The sequence below is a fragment of the Acinetobacter sp. YH16044 genome (genome assembly GCF_013417145.1).
GTDB lineage: Bacteria > Pseudomonadota > Gammaproteobacteria > Pseudomonadales > Moraxellaceae > Acinetobacter > Acinetobacter amyesii.
In genome coordinates this window covers 213,494-229,900 of sequence record NZ_VPEK01000001.1, presented here as the reverse complement: position 1 = coordinate 229,900, position 16,407 = coordinate 213,494, and the positions used below count along the sequence as shown (strand labels likewise).

General features: G+C 39.7%; 14 protein-coding genes, 1 tRNA gene and 1 pseudogene. 5 read left to right on the top strand and 11 right to left on the bottom strand.

All coding sequences use genetic code 11. The features are described 5' to 3' along the window. Nucleotides 1-24: 24 nt before the first annotated feature. Both FTV38_RS01010 and FTV38_RS01005 read right to left on the bottom strand, forming a co-directional pair. On the bottom strand, nt 25-1,155 hold the full coding sequence (locus FTV38_RS01010) for a toxic anion resistance protein (RefSeq protein ID WP_180009477.1): 1,131 nt from the start codon (nt 1,153-1,155) through the stop codon (nt 25-27). Between the two features lie 16 nt (nt 1,156-1,171). Then, a complete protein-coding gene (locus FTV38_RS01005) occupies nt 1,172-1,963 on the bottom strand; it encodes a tellurium resistance protein (RefSeq protein WP_078189121.1) in 792 nt (263 codons plus the stop codon). A 326-nt stretch (nt 1,964-2,289) separates the two neighbouring features. Here FTV38_RS01005 and FTV38_RS01000 point away from each other — a divergent pair, with 326 nt between their 5' ends. Further along, nucleotides 2,290-2,778, top strand: coding sequence for a TIGR00645 family protein (locus FTV38_RS01000; RefSeq protein ID WP_078189122.1), 489 nt, complete (start codon nt 2,290-2,292; stop codon nt 2,776-2,778). Nucleotides 2,779-2,838: 60 nt separating this feature from the next. Here FTV38_RS01000 and FTV38_RS00995 read toward each other — a convergent pair whose 3' ends face one another. From FTV38_RS00995 to FTV38_RS00975, 5 genes and pseudogenes are all read right to left on the bottom strand, one after another. Continuing rightward, nucleotides 2,839-3,543: a Crp/Fnr family transcriptional regulator gene (locus tag FTV38_RS00995; RefSeq protein ID WP_180020806.1), complete on the bottom strand. Its 705-nt coding sequence runs from the start codon at nt 3,541-3,543 to the stop codon at nt 2,839-2,841. 117 nt (nt 3,544-3,660) lie between these two features. Continuing rightward, on the bottom strand, nt 3,661-4,623 hold the full coding sequence (locus FTV38_RS00990; RefSeq protein ID WP_180020804.1) for a TauD/TfdA family dioxygenase: 963 nt from the start codon (nt 4,621-4,623) through the stop codon (nt 3,661-3,663). A gap of 247 nt (nt 4,624-4,870) precedes the next feature. Next, nucleotides 4,871-5,275, bottom strand: a complete 405-nt coding sequence (gene rnk / locus FTV38_RS00985) for a nucleoside diphosphate kinase regulator (protein WP_078192900.1) — start codon at nt 5,273-5,275, stop codon at nt 4,871-4,873. 161 nt (nt 5,276-5,436) lie between these two features. After that, nucleotides 5,437-6,690 carry a serine hydroxymethyltransferase gene (gene glyA, locus FTV38_RS00980; protein WP_180004205.1) on the bottom strand — a complete coding sequence of 418 codons (1,254 nt, stop codon included), beginning with the start codon at nt 6,688-6,690 and terminating at the stop codon, nt 5,437-5,439. A gap of 156 nt (nt 6,691-6,846) precedes the next feature. Next, a pseudogene (locus FTV38_RS00975) lies at nt 6,847-8,069 on the bottom strand (alpha/beta fold hydrolase). A 625-nt stretch (nt 8,070-8,694) separates the two neighbouring features. Between FTV38_RS00975 and FTV38_RS00970 the strand changes: the two are divergent. The 4 genes from FTV38_RS00970 (at nt 8,695) to FTV38_RS00955 (ending at nt 11,262) form a co-directional block, all read left to right on the top strand. Continuing rightward, the gene (locus FTV38_RS00970) at nt 8,695-9,393 is read left to right on the top strand and encodes a 3'-5' exonuclease (protein WP_168379387.1); all 699 of its coding nucleotides are present in this window, start codon (nt 8,695-8,697) and stop codon (nt 9,391-9,393) included. Between the two features lie 88 nt (nt 9,394-9,481). After that, a complete protein-coding gene (locus FTV38_RS00965; protein ID WP_180020802.1) occupies nt 9,482-10,228 on the top strand; it encodes a hypothetical protein in 747 nt (248 codons plus the stop codon). A 217-nt stretch (nt 10,229-10,445) separates the two neighbouring features. Continuing rightward, a complete protein-coding gene (locus FTV38_RS00960; protein ID WP_180020800.1) occupies nt 10,446-10,802 on the top strand; it encodes a hypothetical protein in 357 nt (118 codons plus the stop codon). A 166-nt stretch (nt 10,803-10,968) separates the two neighbouring features. Continuing rightward, a complete protein-coding gene (locus FTV38_RS00955; protein WP_111885765.1) occupies nt 10,969-11,262 on the top strand; it encodes a hypothetical protein in 294 nt (97 codons plus the stop codon). A gap of 60 nt (nt 11,263-11,322) precedes the next feature. On the opposite strand, the gene FTV38_RS00950 is transcribed toward FTV38_RS00955, so the two are convergent. From FTV38_RS00950 to dld, 4 genes are all read right to left on the bottom strand, one after another. Then, a complete protein-coding gene (locus tag FTV38_RS00950) occupies nt 11,323-11,535 on the bottom strand; it encodes a hypothetical protein (RefSeq protein WP_078189132.1) in 213 nt (70 codons plus the stop codon). A 705-nt stretch (nt 11,536-12,240) separates the two neighbouring features. Continuing rightward, nucleotides 12,241-12,330 (bottom strand) — tRNA-Ser (locus FTV38_RS00945). An 87-nt stretch (nt 12,331-12,417) separates the two neighbouring features. Further along, on the bottom strand, nt 12,418-14,454 hold the full coding sequence (locus FTV38_RS00940) for an NADPH-dependent 2,4-dienoyl-CoA reductase (RefSeq protein ID WP_180020798.1): 2,037 nt from the start codon (nt 14,452-14,454) through the stop codon (nt 12,418-12,420). Nucleotides 14,455-14,636: 182 nt separating this feature from the next. Further along, a complete protein-coding gene (gene dld / locus FTV38_RS00935) occupies nt 14,637-16,334 on the bottom strand; it encodes a D-lactate dehydrogenase (protein WP_180020796.1) in 1,698 nt (565 codons plus the stop codon). Between the last annotated feature and the right edge of the window lie 73 nt (nt 16,335-16,407).

The window sequence follows — 16,407 nt, the reverse complement described above, 5'->3', positions numbered from 1 at the left end:
TTATATTTTCACCTCCCTCACAGCTTATGAAGAAGGGTTTGAACCACTCGATTCAATTACTAAATGATTCAAATTATTTTGTAAGGCACGAATACGTGTCGTCGCTTCTTCACGCTTTTGTACACCTTCTTTCTGAATTTGAATCACATCATTAACGGTTTTAATGAGGGTATTTTGCACATGTTCAAGTGTGTCAATATCAATCACTGAACGCTGATTGGCTTTCGCTGTATCGACAGAGTTTTGATGCAACAAATCTGCATTGCGTTTTAACAGGTCATTGGTCGCATCATCAATGCTATTTGCCAATTGCACGCTGTTCTTTTGTTCCTGCAATGAAATCGCCAAGCTAATTTGGTTTTTCCAAGCCGGTAAGGTGATATTTTTAATAGCATAAAATTTATCAACCAACATCAAATTGTTGGATTGAATAATGCGAATCATCGGCAAGGTCTGCATCGCAGACTGTTGCAAGATCTGTAAATCACTCACACGTTTTTCAAGATTATTTGCCAAATGATTGAGGTCATAGATTTTTTGCGTAGTGGTTTGATCTTGAACTTGAGTGGTTAAGCTTGCAATTTCCTGTTGAATTTCTTGCTCTTTCAACTTACCTGCGGCGATATACACACCTAATTGTTTATATTCGTCTTGTACGCCTTCAAACATTTTATCTAAGGTATTTACACGCGCTTTTAAGCCATTTTGCGAAGTTTCAATTTCTTTAACTAAAGCATCAATTTGCTCTTTAGTGGTATTAAAGTGCTGATCAAAACTTTGCTTGGCACCTTTAAATTTACTCAGTAAACCACCAAAAAATCCTGAGCTTTTCGATTTATTTAAAATGCTCGTGGTATTCAATTGCTGTGCGACTTGTACCACCTGATTGAGCTTTTGACCTGTCGCATCCAGATCTTTATTTTGCACCAAATTTAATAATTCATCGGTATAGGTCGACGTCTTGGTGGCAATGTTTTTACCATATTCGGCAACACTATTATGACTTAAATCTGCCAATTCCTTACGTGCAGCTTCGACTTCGTGAAAATCGGAAGTTTGTAAGCCAATTTCCTGTAAATTGAGTTGCTGAAACTTTTCTTCAGTCAATTCTTTACTTACTTCAACGGGTAAATTTTTGGCATCTAAATCGGTCATAACTCACCTTATATTTCTAAGACTTAGAGGAATTCTCTAATGATTTTTTTAAAGTTTTAATCAAATTTTCACGGCTATTATCAAGCTTTTCCAATGAACTTGTCGAGTTACTTTGACGACTTTGTTTCACATGATATTGCCATGCCGGAATCAACACTTGCTGAGCTTCCTTATATCGATCTAATAAACCAAAAGAAAGCTGCTGAGAAAGCTGCATTTGTGTAATTGCAATATCATTACTGGCTTGTAAGGTTTGCAACGTATTCACCTTTTTCGATAAGCGTTCTGCAAAGTTATCAAGCGGATGCTGATTTTTAACAAACTGTGGGTATTCCAGCAAAAATTCTTCAGCCGCGACGATATAGCGTGCCATTTGCTCACGTAAGCCTTGTAGTTGATTAAAACGTGCTTGGGACTTTTGAATTTCTAATTGTAGTTTTTGGCTCAGATGATTTGCCCGATCAAGTAATTGATCCAGATTTTTATAATATTCAACTTGTCCTGAGCCATACTCCAAATCAATGCCTAACCATTTTTGCAAGGCATTAAATTTGCGTGTTTTTAAATATTTTTTTGAATTGGCTAAGGCTTGAATCAACTGTTCAATGGTTTGACTGAGTTGCTTCGTCAACTGAGGGTCAACACCGTCTAGTAGCACCGACTGTGCTTGAATTAATTGATCTGCATAATGATTTAGACGATATTGATCGGTCAGTAATGGCACAAGGTCATTCCGCTTAATCGAAAGCACTTCCGCCCGATCTACCGTAATATCCTTTAACGGCACCAATACATCAATTTGTGACATAGCCAATTAAACTCAATAAAATCATTTTTATACTACAAGTTTTGCCATAAAAGTCTTGTAGTATTTTGCAAAAAATACATCTATTTCATCGGTCAAATTTCGTCATTAAATTCAACCGTTGCATATAGATCCGCCTAAGCAGCCATACGGCATCATTTGAATGGATATGATGACCTACACAGATGAATTCAAGCTTAAGATACCCAAAGATTCAATCTAGATTTAAATTAAACAACTGACTCTACATGAATTATTATCAAAATTATCGTAAAATTTAATCCATATACTTTAGAACCAAATATTAAATCAATATTTTAGAGGCTTAAATGGAACGTTTTTTCCATAACACAATGTATGCAGCACGTTGGATTCTGGCTCCCGTGTACTTTGGTTTATCCTTTGCACTGCTACTGCTCGCGATTAAATTTTTCCAAGAAGTCATTCATGTCCTTCCCCATATTTTAGAATATTCAGAAGCTGACCTGATTTTAGTCATCCTCTCTTTGGTCGATATGACTATGGTGGGCGGACTGATTGTAATGGTGATGTTTTCAGGCTATGAAAACTTTGTTTCCCAACTGAAAATAAATGAATCGACCAATCGATTGAACTGGCTCGGCACCATGGATGCCAATTCATTAAAACTTAAAGTTGCAGCGTCAATCGTGGCAATTTCTTCGATTCATTTATTGCGTATTTTTATGGATGCGAAAAACATCCCCAATGACAAAATCATGTGGTACATCATCATGCATTTAACCTTTGTTTTTTCTGCTTTTATGATGGGATATTTGGATAAAATCAGTAAGCACTAATCTAGATAAGGTTAATGAAGCCATTTGCGATAATGGCTTCTCGTCAAATTTTAAATCTAGTTATTCATCAAGTTCACTCATTCGCCTTAAACGCCCAAGATTCAAGATCACGATTTGTCCATAATTCCACGCGATCACTTGTGTTTGGACAAATTGCTGTAAATGTTTATTCAAGGTTTGCCGTGAAATATTAAATGACTCTGCAAATTCCTGCTGACTGAGTTTCAGGGGAATTTCCTGCCGACATCCATATTGTTCATAGAGTCGAATCAAATGTCTTGCGATGCGCTGCTCTAGCGTTGCCGTTCTCAAATAACGATTATGCTCAAACATCAAATACATACGTCGACTGAGAGATTGCACGACATTCCAAAGCGCCTGTGGATCACGCTGTAAAACCGCTAAAAACCTTGTTCCAGAAATGATCGCCACCTCAACATGTGTCGCAGCAAAATAATCATAACTCAAAGGCTTTTGTTGTAAGAGTGCGACAAAATTAAATACCGACTGGCGACGGATATAGTCATTTACAATCAATTCACCATTATTTTGCAACCAACCAATTTGTAGCGTACCTGAAAGCAAAATATAAATATCTTGCACGATTTGTTGTTGTTTTAAGATGTGCTGCTGCGAATGAAACCGTGAATATTTCACCTGTTGCACAAGCTGTTCTAAAGTCTGATCGCTAAAGCCCTGAAAGATGTCTTCATTACGCAAAATTTGCAACAAATGCTGTTGGGCTGTGTTCTTTTGATCGCTCACGTCTATAAAAAAATGCCTAAGATCTCATTGATCTTAGGCAAGTGCTGAAAAATGTAAAACCATTGTTTTTCGCATTATTTATCTGTTTTTATGCTGTTTTAAATGACGCTCTAATACTTAAGATGCTTTCTCATAAATACGGCCAGCTTCAGAACGCAAGTTTGAAATGTCGGTGTTTTGAATGTTTTTCAACACCGTACTCGGCTGACCATTTACATCGACAGGTACATCACCCTCAATGGTGACACGTGAGGCGATACGTAACTCATCACCATAGTCATTGATTGCACGGTGCTGCGTTGCACGATTGTCCCAAATGGCAACATCACCAACCGCCCAGCGCCAACGCACAACATTTTCCCATTGCACGATTTGCTCTTGAAACAGTTCAAATAAACGACGTGACTGTGCCGGACTATATCCACTGAAGCGTTTAAAGAAGTGACCCAAAACCAAACTTTTTTCACCTGTTTCAGGATGTACACGCACCAATGGATGCTCGGTTTCCACTTCTACCGCGGTACGGAATAAATGGCGACCTTCTTCATTGTACTGACCTTTCGGCGTCGCATAGTCATAACTGTTGCTATGCACAGCGCGTAATTGTTCCGCCAACTTTTGTAGCTCCGGACTTAAATCTTCATAAGCCGTCACGGTATTGGCCCAAACTGTATCGCCACCATGTTCAGGTGCAACTACATTTCTTAAAATTGTGGCTTTAGGATAATTGGGCAAAAACGTAATATCGGTATGCCACGAATCTGCGCGCCCACCACGTGAGTCAATTGACAACGTATGTGCTGTACCATCTTTGAGTGGCACACTTGGGTGATTCAACGGATTACCTAAAAGTCGTGCAAAGGCTTCTTGTTCTAAATCAGTGAGATCTTGCTGTCCTCGCACGAATACAACTTTATATTTTAATAGTGCATGATTAAATTCATCGACCACGCTTTTGTCTAAATTGCCAGACAACTGAATGCCAGAAATTTCGGCACCAATACGACCGGTTACGGGTTTTACTTCAATATGCTGATATTGATAGTCTGGATTGTAATGATTCGATTCTAATTGTGTCATAGGGCTCTACCTTATTCTTCAAATTATTAAGCAACGATGGTGTTGTTGAAATAAAGTGTGCCGACTTCGTGCCCATGACTCTGTCAATTATTTGACAGTTTTCCCAAGTTAAACTGCTATGGTTGTAATGAAATCTGCTTAACAACATTTACACATTTCATATCTAAAAATGCAATAAAGAAAAAATAAAAAAGCCATCGGTATCGATGGCTTTGTGTGCGGATTTTATCTGTATATCACAGCGGAATTATAGATAATTCCCTTCACGCTCAGGTTGATAGAGCACTTTAATGATTTTGACTTTCATGGTATGACCATCAGGCTGCGGCCATTCTATTTCCTGCCCTTCAGCCAAACCTAAAATGGCAGCGCCCACTGGAGCCAAAACATTGACTTGACCTTTATCGCCACGAAAATCATGTGGATAGACCAGTGTAATTTCGGTTGCTTCTGTCGCAGGTGCAATGTTAATGAGAACTTTGGCATTCATACTCACCACATTGGCAGGGACATCTTGTGGAGCAACCACTTCAGCGCGCGCCATCTCATCTTCCAAATGCTCCATCGTCGGCGTCAACTTAGACTGATGCTCCAACATGGTTTCTAAGCGATGTAAATCTTGTTCTGAAAGAATAATATTGGGTTTTTTCATATAAAGTTCCTTTGCGACCTTGCCAACAGATCTATAGCGATGGGCAAATTTTTTGTTATCTCTTATTCCGTTATATCAGAAATATAAATGTTTAGATAACTTTTGAATTTTTCTGATGACATAAAAAAAGCCCCCTTGAGGGGGCTTTTCTCAAGTCTGTTTTATTTTGCGTAAACTGGGAATTTAGCGCAAACAGCAGCAACTTTTTCTTTCACTGCAGCAATCACAGCTTCGTCACCTTTGCTGTCTAGAACGTCAGCGATCCAGCCTGCAAGGTCACGTACTTCAGCTTCACCAAAACCACGTGTTGTTACAGCAGGAGTACCGATACGGATACCAGAAGTCACGAATGGAGAACGTGGATCGTTTGGTACTGAGTTTTTGTTCACAGTAATGTGAGCAGCACCTAACCAAGCATCGGCATCTTTACCAGTAATGTCTTGTTTAATTAAAGATAATAAGAACAAATGGTTCTTAGTACCGCCAGAAACAACATCATAACCACGAGCGATTAATACTTCAGCCATTGCTTGCGCATTCTTAACAACTTGTTGTTGGTAAGCTTTATATTCAGGCGCCATTGCTTCTTTGAAGCAGATCGCTTTAGCCGCTACAGCGTGAACTAAAGGACCACCTTGGTTACCTGGGAATACAGCTGATTGTAATTTTTTCTCGATTTCTTCATTTGCTTTCGCAAGGATTAAACCAGAACGTGGACCACGAAGTGTTTTATGTGTAGTCGTTGTAGTTACGTCAGCAATTTGTACTGGGCTTGGGTAAACACCAGCAGCAACAAGACCAGCTACGTGAGCCATATCTACGAATAAGTAAGCACCAACTTTGTCCGCGATATCTCGGAAACGTTGCCAATCAACAACTTGGCTATACGCAGAGAAACCAGCCACGATCATTTTTGGCTTGTGTTCTTCAGCTAAACGTTCAACTTCTTCATAGTCGATTTCGCCAGTTTCTGGGTTCAAACCGTATTGAATTGCGTTGTAAGTTTTACCAGAGAAACTAACTTTAGCACCGTGAGTCAAGTGACCACCGTGAGCCAAGCTCATACCTAAAACTGTATCGCCTGGGTTAAGTAGCGCAAGGTAAACTGCAGAGTTTGCTTGTGAGCCAGCGTGTGGTTGAACATTTGCATAATCAGCACCAAACAATTCTTTAGCACGGTCAATGGCCAATTGTTCGATCACGTCTACATACTCGCAACCGCCATAGTAGCGTTTACCAGGGTAGCCTTCTGCATATTTGTTAGTAAGTTTTGAACCTTGAGCTTCCATTACTGCAGGTGAACAGTAGTTTTCTGAAGCGATTAACTCAATGTGCGCTTCTTGGCGAGCATCTTCATTCGAGATCGCTTGAGCTAATTCAGGGTCAAATTGAGCAATAGAGGTGTTGGCAAACATTAGCGAGGTCCTATTAAATTAGGGCTTTTAAGCCGTGCTAAGATTGGCGCGTATTGTAGCATGAAGTTTTAGAAATAAGAGAGGGAAGTTTGTGCTGTTTTTAAATAAATAATGCCCGTGTTGAATCTGCACGAGCACTATTTAAGTCAAATCAACTTATTGATTTGGCATGAGAGTCTCTACATCTTGCACAAAATTTGCCAGATTATCGGTATAAATACTGATATGATCTGCTGTCGCTTGCTCACGGTAGTCAATCGATGTTCCCGGCTTAGCAAGGCTAATCATAAATTTAGTCGCATCTGCTGGAATGGTCTGATCGGCTTTACCTTGATAAATGATGATCGGCGTTTTCACCGCTGTCGTTAAAGGCTGTGAACCTTCACTCATAAAGTTTTGGATTGGCTTTAAAGTTAAGAAATCAGACTGCATGCGTCCATAGTTATCCAAAGTCGTGTCTGACTCGCATAACTGAGCATGTCATCTTGAATTAACTTGGTTAACTCACCTGAACACACTGTTTCAGCCTGAGGTGCAATCGCAGCCAAATGTCCACTAAATACTTTTGAATAATCCACACTGTTTTTATGCCCTTGCATACCCGCAATAATCTGCGCAGTAAAACTGTCTAAAGGTGCATAAATCATACTTTGCACAGTTGCAGGTTTACCTTCCGCTAACTTCTCGCCTGCGTCAAGAATGAGCGCAAGATTATTTGCAGGTGCTATGGCAATCGTTCCCTTATAGTTTAAGTCAGCACGCGATGCGAATTCAGCTGCACCTAACACGGCTTGACCACCTTGAGAATGCCCGATTGACACCCAATCCTTCGACACCGTTTTACCTTGGCTGGTTAAATAACTTCGAGCAGCGACAACGGCATCGGTAATCGAAAAGGCTTCACTTTTTAGATTCAGATAAGGATGGTTTTCACGTCCACTAGGTTCCCCTAATCCTTCATAATCGGGTGCCACAACGACATAACCCTTTGCCAATAACATTTGCAATAAATATTCAGTGCCTTGCAAACCTTGTCGGCTCGGAGCGCATTTATCAGCCACACCGGTCGTTCCATGTGCCCAAGCCACAATTTTCCAACCACCTGCCGGAGCAACAGTTTTTGGGGTAAAGACTAAGGCTGTGGCTTGAACAACTTTGCCATCTACTCCTAGCATTTTATAGGTCATCAAACGGCTGTCTGCACTCACAGCAGACATATTGTCTTGACTATAGGCGGTTGTAGTTACCACTGGATTTTTGATCTGATTGAGATCAGCATTTGTTTCAGGGTTACTAAATTGTTGGTCATTACTATCATTACCGCAGGCTGCTAAAAATAGCGCACTGCTGACTAAAACCGTTAAACGCAGCATTTTCATTCCATGATCATTTTGTTTGTTGTTTTAAAGTCAATTTTTCATTGAATATGAATCATTAAATACATGGAACAAACTTTTGTTCAAGCCTAATTTTTAAGCAACTACTCTTATTTTAATATACTAAAATAACCTTGAATTAACACTTTGTTTTAACTTGATATTAATCAACAGTATCCGAATACATCAGCCACCCCGATCTCAGAAAAATGGATAAACTTATATTTCTGATCATTGGATACAGATTGGGCTATTTTTCGGAGGTTAAAGCAAAATGTAAAATCAACAAAAATGCTGCCCCCCCTGCCAACTACACAATCATATGCACAAAAGTAAAGCCGAAAAACCACCATGCCATTGATCGTGAACATACTCTAGTGCTTAATCCACTTAGCGACATTTTTGGATATCACGATGGGCAAAAGCCTTTAAAATAAGTCGATTTAGAAGATGGTTTAGCTTTATCCCGCTGTAAAGGTTTTATTTCGGCAGATGCGATAAAAGCAGATTATTTAAACACTGCGCAGCCATCTTCATAATATTCCTACAAATAATCACAGCATGGGTTTGTCAGTGTGGATGTGATCATGTACATTCATAAACATTATTCAACATGCTGGAACTGGACATGCAAGCCATCATTCTCGACACAGAAACCCATACACTAAATGGACAACCCATCGAGATTGCCTATGCTCCAATTCAGGTGGCAGATGCCAAAATCACCTTAGATAAATCTAAAATTTTTGATCAACTTTATCGTTGTGATGAAGCAATTTCTTTTGCAGCAATGGCTGTACATCATATTTTAGAATCAGATCTTGAAGGTCAGCCCCACTACAGCAGTTTTGAACTCCCATCAGAGACGACATATATCATTGGGCATAATATCGACTACGATATTCGAGCGCTCGAAAAATGCGGTGTAGATGGTTCAAAAATTAAAGCCATTTGTACCCTTGCCCTTGCTCGTCGAGTTTGGCCTGATGCAGAAGCGCATAATATTTCTGCCTTGATATATATGATCACCAAAGGCAGTGAAAAAGCACGTGAAATGATCCGTAAAGCTCACCGCGCAGATATGGATATCATTTTAACTGCCAATATTTTGATGCATATTGTGCATCACTTAAAAATCAACAGCATCGAAGAATTATACGAAGCTTCGGAAGATGCTCGCATTCCACGCAGTATTAATTTTGGTAAACACCGTGGTACCGCAATTGCAGAATTACCTGCGGACTATGTGCAATGGCTATTACGTCAAGATGACTTAGACCCATATTTACGCAAAGCTTTAGAAAACTCTGCTGTCATTACTCTATAAATCATTGATTGTTTAATATTTTCTTAATATTACTGTCATTATCACTGCATAGGATTGCCTTAATTCTTTTGAGCTATGGAATTAAGGCATGTTCAACTATCAAAAAACTGAGCTGGGTTTTCAAACTTTAAAAGACCGACAGCTCGCATTAAATGCTAGACAACGTCGTCTGCTACTCTTAATTGGTAGTGATGACTTTAACCAAATGCCAGTGCATTATCAGCAGCGGATTGCTGAAGTGTCCTTGCTCGAGCAACTGATGGAACTTGGGCTGATTCAGCCAATTACAGCACATGATCATCTACGCCTTCAAAGCTCAGATTTTTCTGCTTTTAATACTCCTAAAAAAGCGCCTAGCAATACGTCCGATCTCAATACCTTTAGCCTTGCATCCGATTTCACAGCGCAAGAACATGTGACTTTTAATGAACTTTCAATGCCTACAATGGAAGTTCCTCAGACTCAGACTCAGCACGCACTGACGAACAACCTACCAATGGAGGCGATGGGCTCTACACCCCATCAACTCCCACAAGCCATACCTGAAAACATAACATCAAACAACCCTGTATTAGCAGAACAAATCATTGATTTCATCGAGCATGATTTTGATGAGTTACAGAGCTTTATGTGCAGTTACTTACAGCGTTATTGTGGGCTGATGGCAAAAAAATTAATGCTTAATATTCAACAGGCCACGGACATTGCAGAATTAAAAGCCTGCCAGATGCAATGGATCACCTGTCTAAATGAATCCAATATTCAACCTAAACTCTTACAACATGCATTACAGCAAATTAATTACAGTCTAAAAAATCTGCAACAACTGGTTTAACTTAGAGACTTTTCCTCACTTCTCATTCAAAAAACAACTTAATGAGGTGAGTTATTTTTCAAACATATCAATATAAGAAATTGAATTATATTAACTTTGTTGATTTACTTATTTCTTTTAAGGTTTTAACTGCTGTTTTATACGACCTTCCCCTAATGTCAATCAACAGTAAAAAATCGCAAGAATTAAACCGACCTCCCAGCCTTTGAGCATGTCAATGTCACAACAATTTTGTTTAGAATTTGATTCTTTCGATAATCCAATGCAACTCAGCAAAATTGGCAATTGGGTGTTTACATTCTTAACCTCACCAGACGAATTGCCCGATGTTCAATTGGCCATTACCTATGTCATGCCACGAAAAATTAGTGATGAATTACAGCCTCGACGGGTGGTCATTCAAAATACAGCCATTGAAACAATTTGGCGTATAGAACAAGTCGAATGCTTCAACAGCCAAACGAACCAAGAACTCACCTTTACAGCAGCGGAACCTCAAGCTCAATTGGTTTTAAACAGTATCATTGAGGAATTTGCCCGTTATGATGTCCCATTGCTATTCAAGCCTCTTTAATTTAAAGCGAATTCCAACTTATTTTTCATAAAGATTTAAGCTGTCTCAATGATTTAACCAAAGTCACCTAGACAGACATTAAATGAAAAATAATCCATACAGATTAATGTTGCTCAATTCGTATACACTATTCCTGCTCAATAATTTTTGACCATGGATAATAAAAATGAACTTAGCCAATTATTCTAATGATCAGGCACTCATCCTTTTCAACCTATATAGCAGCCTTGAACAATGTCTAGATGCGATTGGACATCTGCACCTTGGACCAAAACTGGTGCTGACCGATCATGATGTATCAAAAGATCATATGATCGTGCAACGTTTTCAAGCTGGGGTTTTAACTCAAGAAATCCAAGTGCGTAAACAAGATGTTGAACTGTCTTCTAGCAACCCAATGACACGCTATCAGTTACTGTCTTATATTTTGAATCAATTTAAAGCAGATCAAACAGCTTAAATTTCAATCTCTAAAAATAAAAAAACTCACCATTAAGGTGAGTTTTTTTATTCATTCAATTTAAGCTTCTAAAAGCTTGTAAATACTGTCCGATTTTTGACTTTCAAAAAGTAGTTCGATACTGGGTAGGATGATTTCACCTGCAATAATGATATGTTCAATGCGATGAAATAGCGCTCTTGAATCTTCTTCTGAAGGATTACGCACCAAAGCTTGTGCTTCATAAACCTGACTAAATTGGTCCTTCACTTTAATATCGATCATCTGTGTCATAGTGACGTCTCTACTTGTTTTAATAATTGAATTTTTTATATCACACCTTTACGCAACAACCTGCTTTGTAAATGTTAGATTTCATGGCAATGTAAACTTATTTTACTTTAGTAAATATATATCAATAACATAGATTGACTATTTAATTATTGTTTGACAAAAACACTATATTTTCACATTTTGAAAGACATTAAAAAGCCCGCATTGCTGCGGGCTCTATGTTGGAAGGCTAGTGCTGATTTCTTGTCTGTAATATTCAAAAACATCTTAAATATTACTAAACTCAACGAGCTGTCATTGATCCGTCCAACCTATTAGTAGCGTCTTGGTTATGACCTACTGTGATTTCAATATAGCACTTTTTTATCCCTTGCCAAGGGGTCGTGACACTTCTAAACATTTGATCAAATAAAATACAATTGATATTTTTTCAAAATAAGCGATCATAACTCTGCCCAATGTTAGTGGAAGATTTAAATAACTAGGCTATTAAAAATTAAATTCAACAATATCAATCTATAATCATTTTTTCTCTTACTTTTAATGCAACCTTTGACAATCCTTGGATTAATATCTGACCTGAATTTTAAGTCTGATACTCATTTTTAACATTCCTTAAAAATACTAATGAATAAGATTGCCGTCTCAAATTAAAATTTAAAACAAAAAAAAGCCCCTGTATCACTACAGGGGCTTTTTTGAATTTGGCGGAAGCGGTGAGATTCGAACTCACGGAGGACTCGCGCCCTCGTCGGTTTTCAAGACCGGTGCATTAAACCGCTCTGCCACGCTTCCATGTGCGCCATAATACGGAGGTTTTATTCATCTGACAAGTAAAAATTACAACTAAACCTTTCAAATGAATATTGTTTCGCCAAATCCTTAAAGTTTAGCCGCAAGCTCCGCACCTTCACGTATTGCGCGTTTCGCATCTAACTCTGCTGCTAGTTTTGCACCACCAATAATATGGTAATTGGCAAGGGTTTTCTCACCCTGTTCAGGCATCAAATGCTTCACCGATTCCTGACCTGCACAAACAACAATCGTATCTACACGTAATAATTGATCATGCCCTGCATGTTCAACCCAAAGCCCTTCATCAGTAATGGCCTTGTATTGAACACCACGCAGCATACGAACCGCATTTTTCTTTAATTGTGCACGGTGCACCCAACCTGATGTTTTACCTAACCCTGCACCAAGTGCAGTTGTTTTACGTTGTAATAAATAAATTTCTCGAACGGGAGGTTCGATTTCAGCAGCCTGCATACCGCCTTCTGTTACATAGTTTGGATTCGGATCAACACCCCACTCCCGCTGCCAATCCGCTAAAGGCATTGGTTGTGGCTGATGTGGTGGTTTGAGTAAAAATTCAGATACATCAAAGCCAATGCCGCCTGCACCAATCACAGCAACTTTATTGCCCACAGCTGCGCCTTTCAGCACTTCTGCATAAGATAAGACATTCGGTGCATCACTACCTTCAATTTTTAAGCTGCGAGGAACCACACCTGTTGCAATAACAACCTCCTCAAACCCTTCACGTTCAAGTTGTTCACGGTTTACACGCGTGTTTAAACGCAAATCAACCCCTGTTTTTTCGATTTGAACTTTAAAGTAGCGAATCGTTTCGTGAAATTCTTCTTTGCCCGGAACGACTTTCGCCAAATTAAATTGACCACCTACCTCTGCACCAGCTTCAAATAGTGTCACCGCATGGCCTCGGCTTGCCGCTACCGTTGCAGCAGACATCCCAGCAACGCCACCACCGACGACTGCAATACGCTTCGGTTTTTTGGTCTTTAAATAAACCAATTCTGTTTCATATGCCGCTCGTGGGTTGACCAAACACGTCGCACGCTGATTTTTAAAAGTATGATCTAAACAGGCTTGGTTACAGGCAATACAGGTATTAATTTCATCGACACGGTTGGTCGCCGTTTTATTTACCCAAAACGGATCTGCCAAGAATGGACGTGCCATCTGCACCATATCCGCCTTGCCTGAAGCTAAAATTTCTTCAGCAGTATCTGGCATATTGATACGGTTGGACGCAATGACAGGGATCGCAACATGTTTTTTGACTTCAGCGGTATAGTCCACAAACGCTGCGCGAGGCACTGAGGTCACAATTGTCGGAATACGTGCTTCATGCCAACCAATCCCCGTGTTCAATAACGTCACACCTGCTGCTTCCAATGCTTTAGCAACAGTAATGACTTCTGCCATGGTGTTCCCATCATGAACCAAATCAAGCAATGACAAACGGAAGCAGATAATAAATTTCTCACCCACTTCAGCACGTATTGATTTTACAATATCAACCGCAAGGCGCATACGATTTTCAATTTCACCACCCCAACGGTCTGTCCGTTGGTTGACATGACGGCTTAAAAACTGATTCAGCAAGTAGCCTTCTGAACCCATAATTTCTACACCATCATAGCCGGCCTTATGTGCAAGGCTTGCCGTTTTGACATAATCATCAATGGTTGAAAGAATTTGTTTGTCCGTTAATTGACGCGGTTTAAACGGTGAAATCGGAGATTTAATCGGACTTGCTGACACTGCAAAAGGCTGATAGCCATAACGCCCAGCATGCAAGATTTGCATTAAAATTTTGGCGCCATGTTTATGTACGGCATGGGTCACCAAGCGATGCGGAGCGATATCACCTAACGTATTCATGGTACCGCCAGCAGGTAACAGCCAACCTTGACGGTTTGGCGAAATACCGCCTGTAATAATCAGGCCGACACCACCTTTCGCACGCTCACCAAAATAAGCTGCAAGCTTAGGATAATTATAAAAACGATCTTCCAGCCCACTATGCATGGACCCCATCACGACACGGTTTTTAATCGTGGTAAAACCCAAATGTAAAGGCTTTAAAATATTTGCATAGCTAGTCGTTGTCATGCTGAATCCTTATTTTGGCTTTGCAACTTGTTGCATAATACTTTAGCGGTTTTTTTATATTTTGGGATGACAGTTTAGAAAATATTCTTCGCTTTTATGGTCAATACCGCCTGATATATAAATCCTCTAACCATAAAAAAAGCCGTGAACTTTCACATCACGGCGTGTTATTTTTAAAAGCATTATTTCCAATTCTTCAGCTTACTGGTTTGCCCAATCCCGACATTAAAGCTATTGGTTGGATCCAACTTTTGATAATGATTTTTTAATGCAGGCTTGGCAACATATAAATGTCCAACATTGTGTTCCGCAGGATATTCAGCACCACGATCATCGAGTAAATGCCACATTGCATGTTCCATTGCCAAAGGATCTACACCTTTTTTCACAATATAATCTTGATGAAAAACATGACAGAGAAAATGTCCATAATAGAGTTTATGGATAATTTGCTCATCCATGGCTTTCGGCAAAGTTTCTACCCATTCACGATCATTGCGACGTAGCGCAATATCCAGCGCAACAATATCTTCCACTTCCGAACGATGCGTATCACGATAACGAATTGCAGCACCTGCCACCGCAAAACGGTGTAAAAATGCTTTACGCCCTTCTTCGTCTGTGCATTTAAAATAATTGCCTGCCGTTTTATCTAAAAAATACATTTTCAAATACGCATCAACTTGATCAACATCCTGATTTTCAATACGAATCATCAAATGATGTTCATATAAATCACGGAATTCATTCATCCGTTTTGGCAGATGATTCGGCATAAATTTAGTGACGAGTTGTAAAACTTTATCCGATAAACCTTGCAAACCCAGTTTTTCTAAATAGCCATCGACTTTATCTTTCATGGCAAAAGCAGCAGGAACTTTTGCGGTGCCGAATTTTTCAATAAATACAAAAGAATCTTTGCCATATTCAGCCCCAATATCGTATGCCACGCGATGAATGTACTCACCTGCAATCGGGAGGCGTGCAAGATCTTTTAGTAGAAAACGACGAATTTCTGTTAAATCATCTTGTGAATTGGTTCCCACATAAAACACCTGACTTGGAATCTTTTCAAAAGTATCTAAACGCACGGCAAAGACGCAAACCTTACCTGCTGAACCTGAAGCTTCAAATAAACGGCTTGGATCGGCATTAAAACGTGCAGGCGTATTTTCATCAACTTGCTTTACGTCATGTGAATAGCGCTGATCAGAGGCACAGCAACTTGAATTATTCACAATGTCATTGATTTGATAATTTTTATTTTCCAACGCTGTGAGGATTTCTTCAGGCGTATTGCCAAGATTGATACCTAAATGATTGACCAACTCTAAGTCACCTGACTCATTCACTCGTGCATACAGTGCAAGCTCTGTATAGGCAGGACCGCGGCGCACCAAAGCACCCCCTGAGTTATTACAGACGCCACCCAAAACCGATGCCCCAATACACGAAGAACCAATCACCGAATGAGGTTCACGATTAAATGGCACCAAATCTTTTTCAAGCTTGTCTAATGTTGCCCCCGGTAGGCAAATGACTTGCTGACCGTCATTAATCACCTGAATGCCAACCAAACGACGCGTGCTGATCAGAACCACAGGACGGTCATAGTCATCGCCAAAAGGCGTTGAACCACCGGTCAAACCTGTATTGGCTGCTTGCATAATCACAATACAATCTGCATCAACAGCCGCTTGTAGTACTTGCCACTGTTCCAGTAATGACCCTGGTGCAACAACAGCCAGTACTTTCCCTGCACCGTAACGACGACCTTGGCGGTATAAACGTGTGTCTTTATCGTCAGTTAAAACGTGTTGTTTACCCACAATAGTGATGAGTTTTTGAATAGTTTGCTGTGAATCTGAATGGGGTTGCATATTGGTTATCCTATGGATGAATGCTTATACAGTTCAGGCTTTAAAGCATTCATAACGGCGGAGTAATTTCAGT

Coding starts and splice junctions, on each gene's coding strand:
- FTV38_RS00960 (WP_180020800.1), top strand. CDS start 10,446: ATGTCACAACAATTTTGTTTAGAATTTGATTCTTTCGATAATCCAATG.
- rnk (WP_078192900.1), bottom strand. CDS start 5,275: ATGAAAAAACCCAATATTATTCTTTCAGAACAAGATTTACATCGCTTA.
- FTV38_RS00955 (WP_111885765.1), top strand. CDS start 10,969: ATGAACTTAGCCAATTATTCTAATGATCAGGCACTCATCCTTTTCAAC.
- FTV38_RS00940 (WP_180020798.1), bottom strand. CDS start 14,454: ATGACAACGACTAGCTATGCAAATATTTTAAAGCCTTTACATTTGGGT.
- dld (WP_180020796.1), bottom strand. CDS start 16,334: ATGCAACCCCATTCAGATTCACAGCAAACTATTCAAAAACTCATCACT.
- FTV38_RS00990 (WP_180020804.1), bottom strand. CDS start 4,623: ATGACACAATTAGAATCGAATCATTACAATCCAGACTATCAATATCAG.
- FTV38_RS00965 (WP_180020802.1), top strand. CDS start 9,482: ATGTTCAACTATCAAAAAACTGAGCTGGGTTTTCAAACTTTAAAAGAC.
- FTV38_RS01010 (WP_180009477.1), bottom strand. CDS start 1,155: ATGACCGATTTAGATGCCAAAAATTTACCCGTTGAAGTAAGTAAAGAA.
- FTV38_RS01005 (WP_078189121.1), bottom strand. CDS start 1,963: ATGTCACAAATTGATGTATTGGTGCCGTTAAAGGATATTACGGTAGAT.
- glyA (WP_180004205.1), bottom strand. CDS start 6,690: ATGTTTGCCAACACCTCTATTGCTCAATTTGACCCTGAATTAGCTCAA.
- FTV38_RS00950 (WP_078189132.1), bottom strand. CDS start 11,535: ATGACACAGATGATCGATATTAAAGTGAAGGACCAATTTAGTCAGGTT.
- FTV38_RS01000 (WP_078189122.1), top strand. CDS start 2,290: ATGGAACGTTTTTTCCATAACACAATGTATGCAGCACGTTGGATTCTG.
- FTV38_RS00970 (WP_168379387.1), top strand. CDS start 8,695: ATGCAAGCCATCATTCTCGACACAGAAACCCATACACTAAATGGACAA.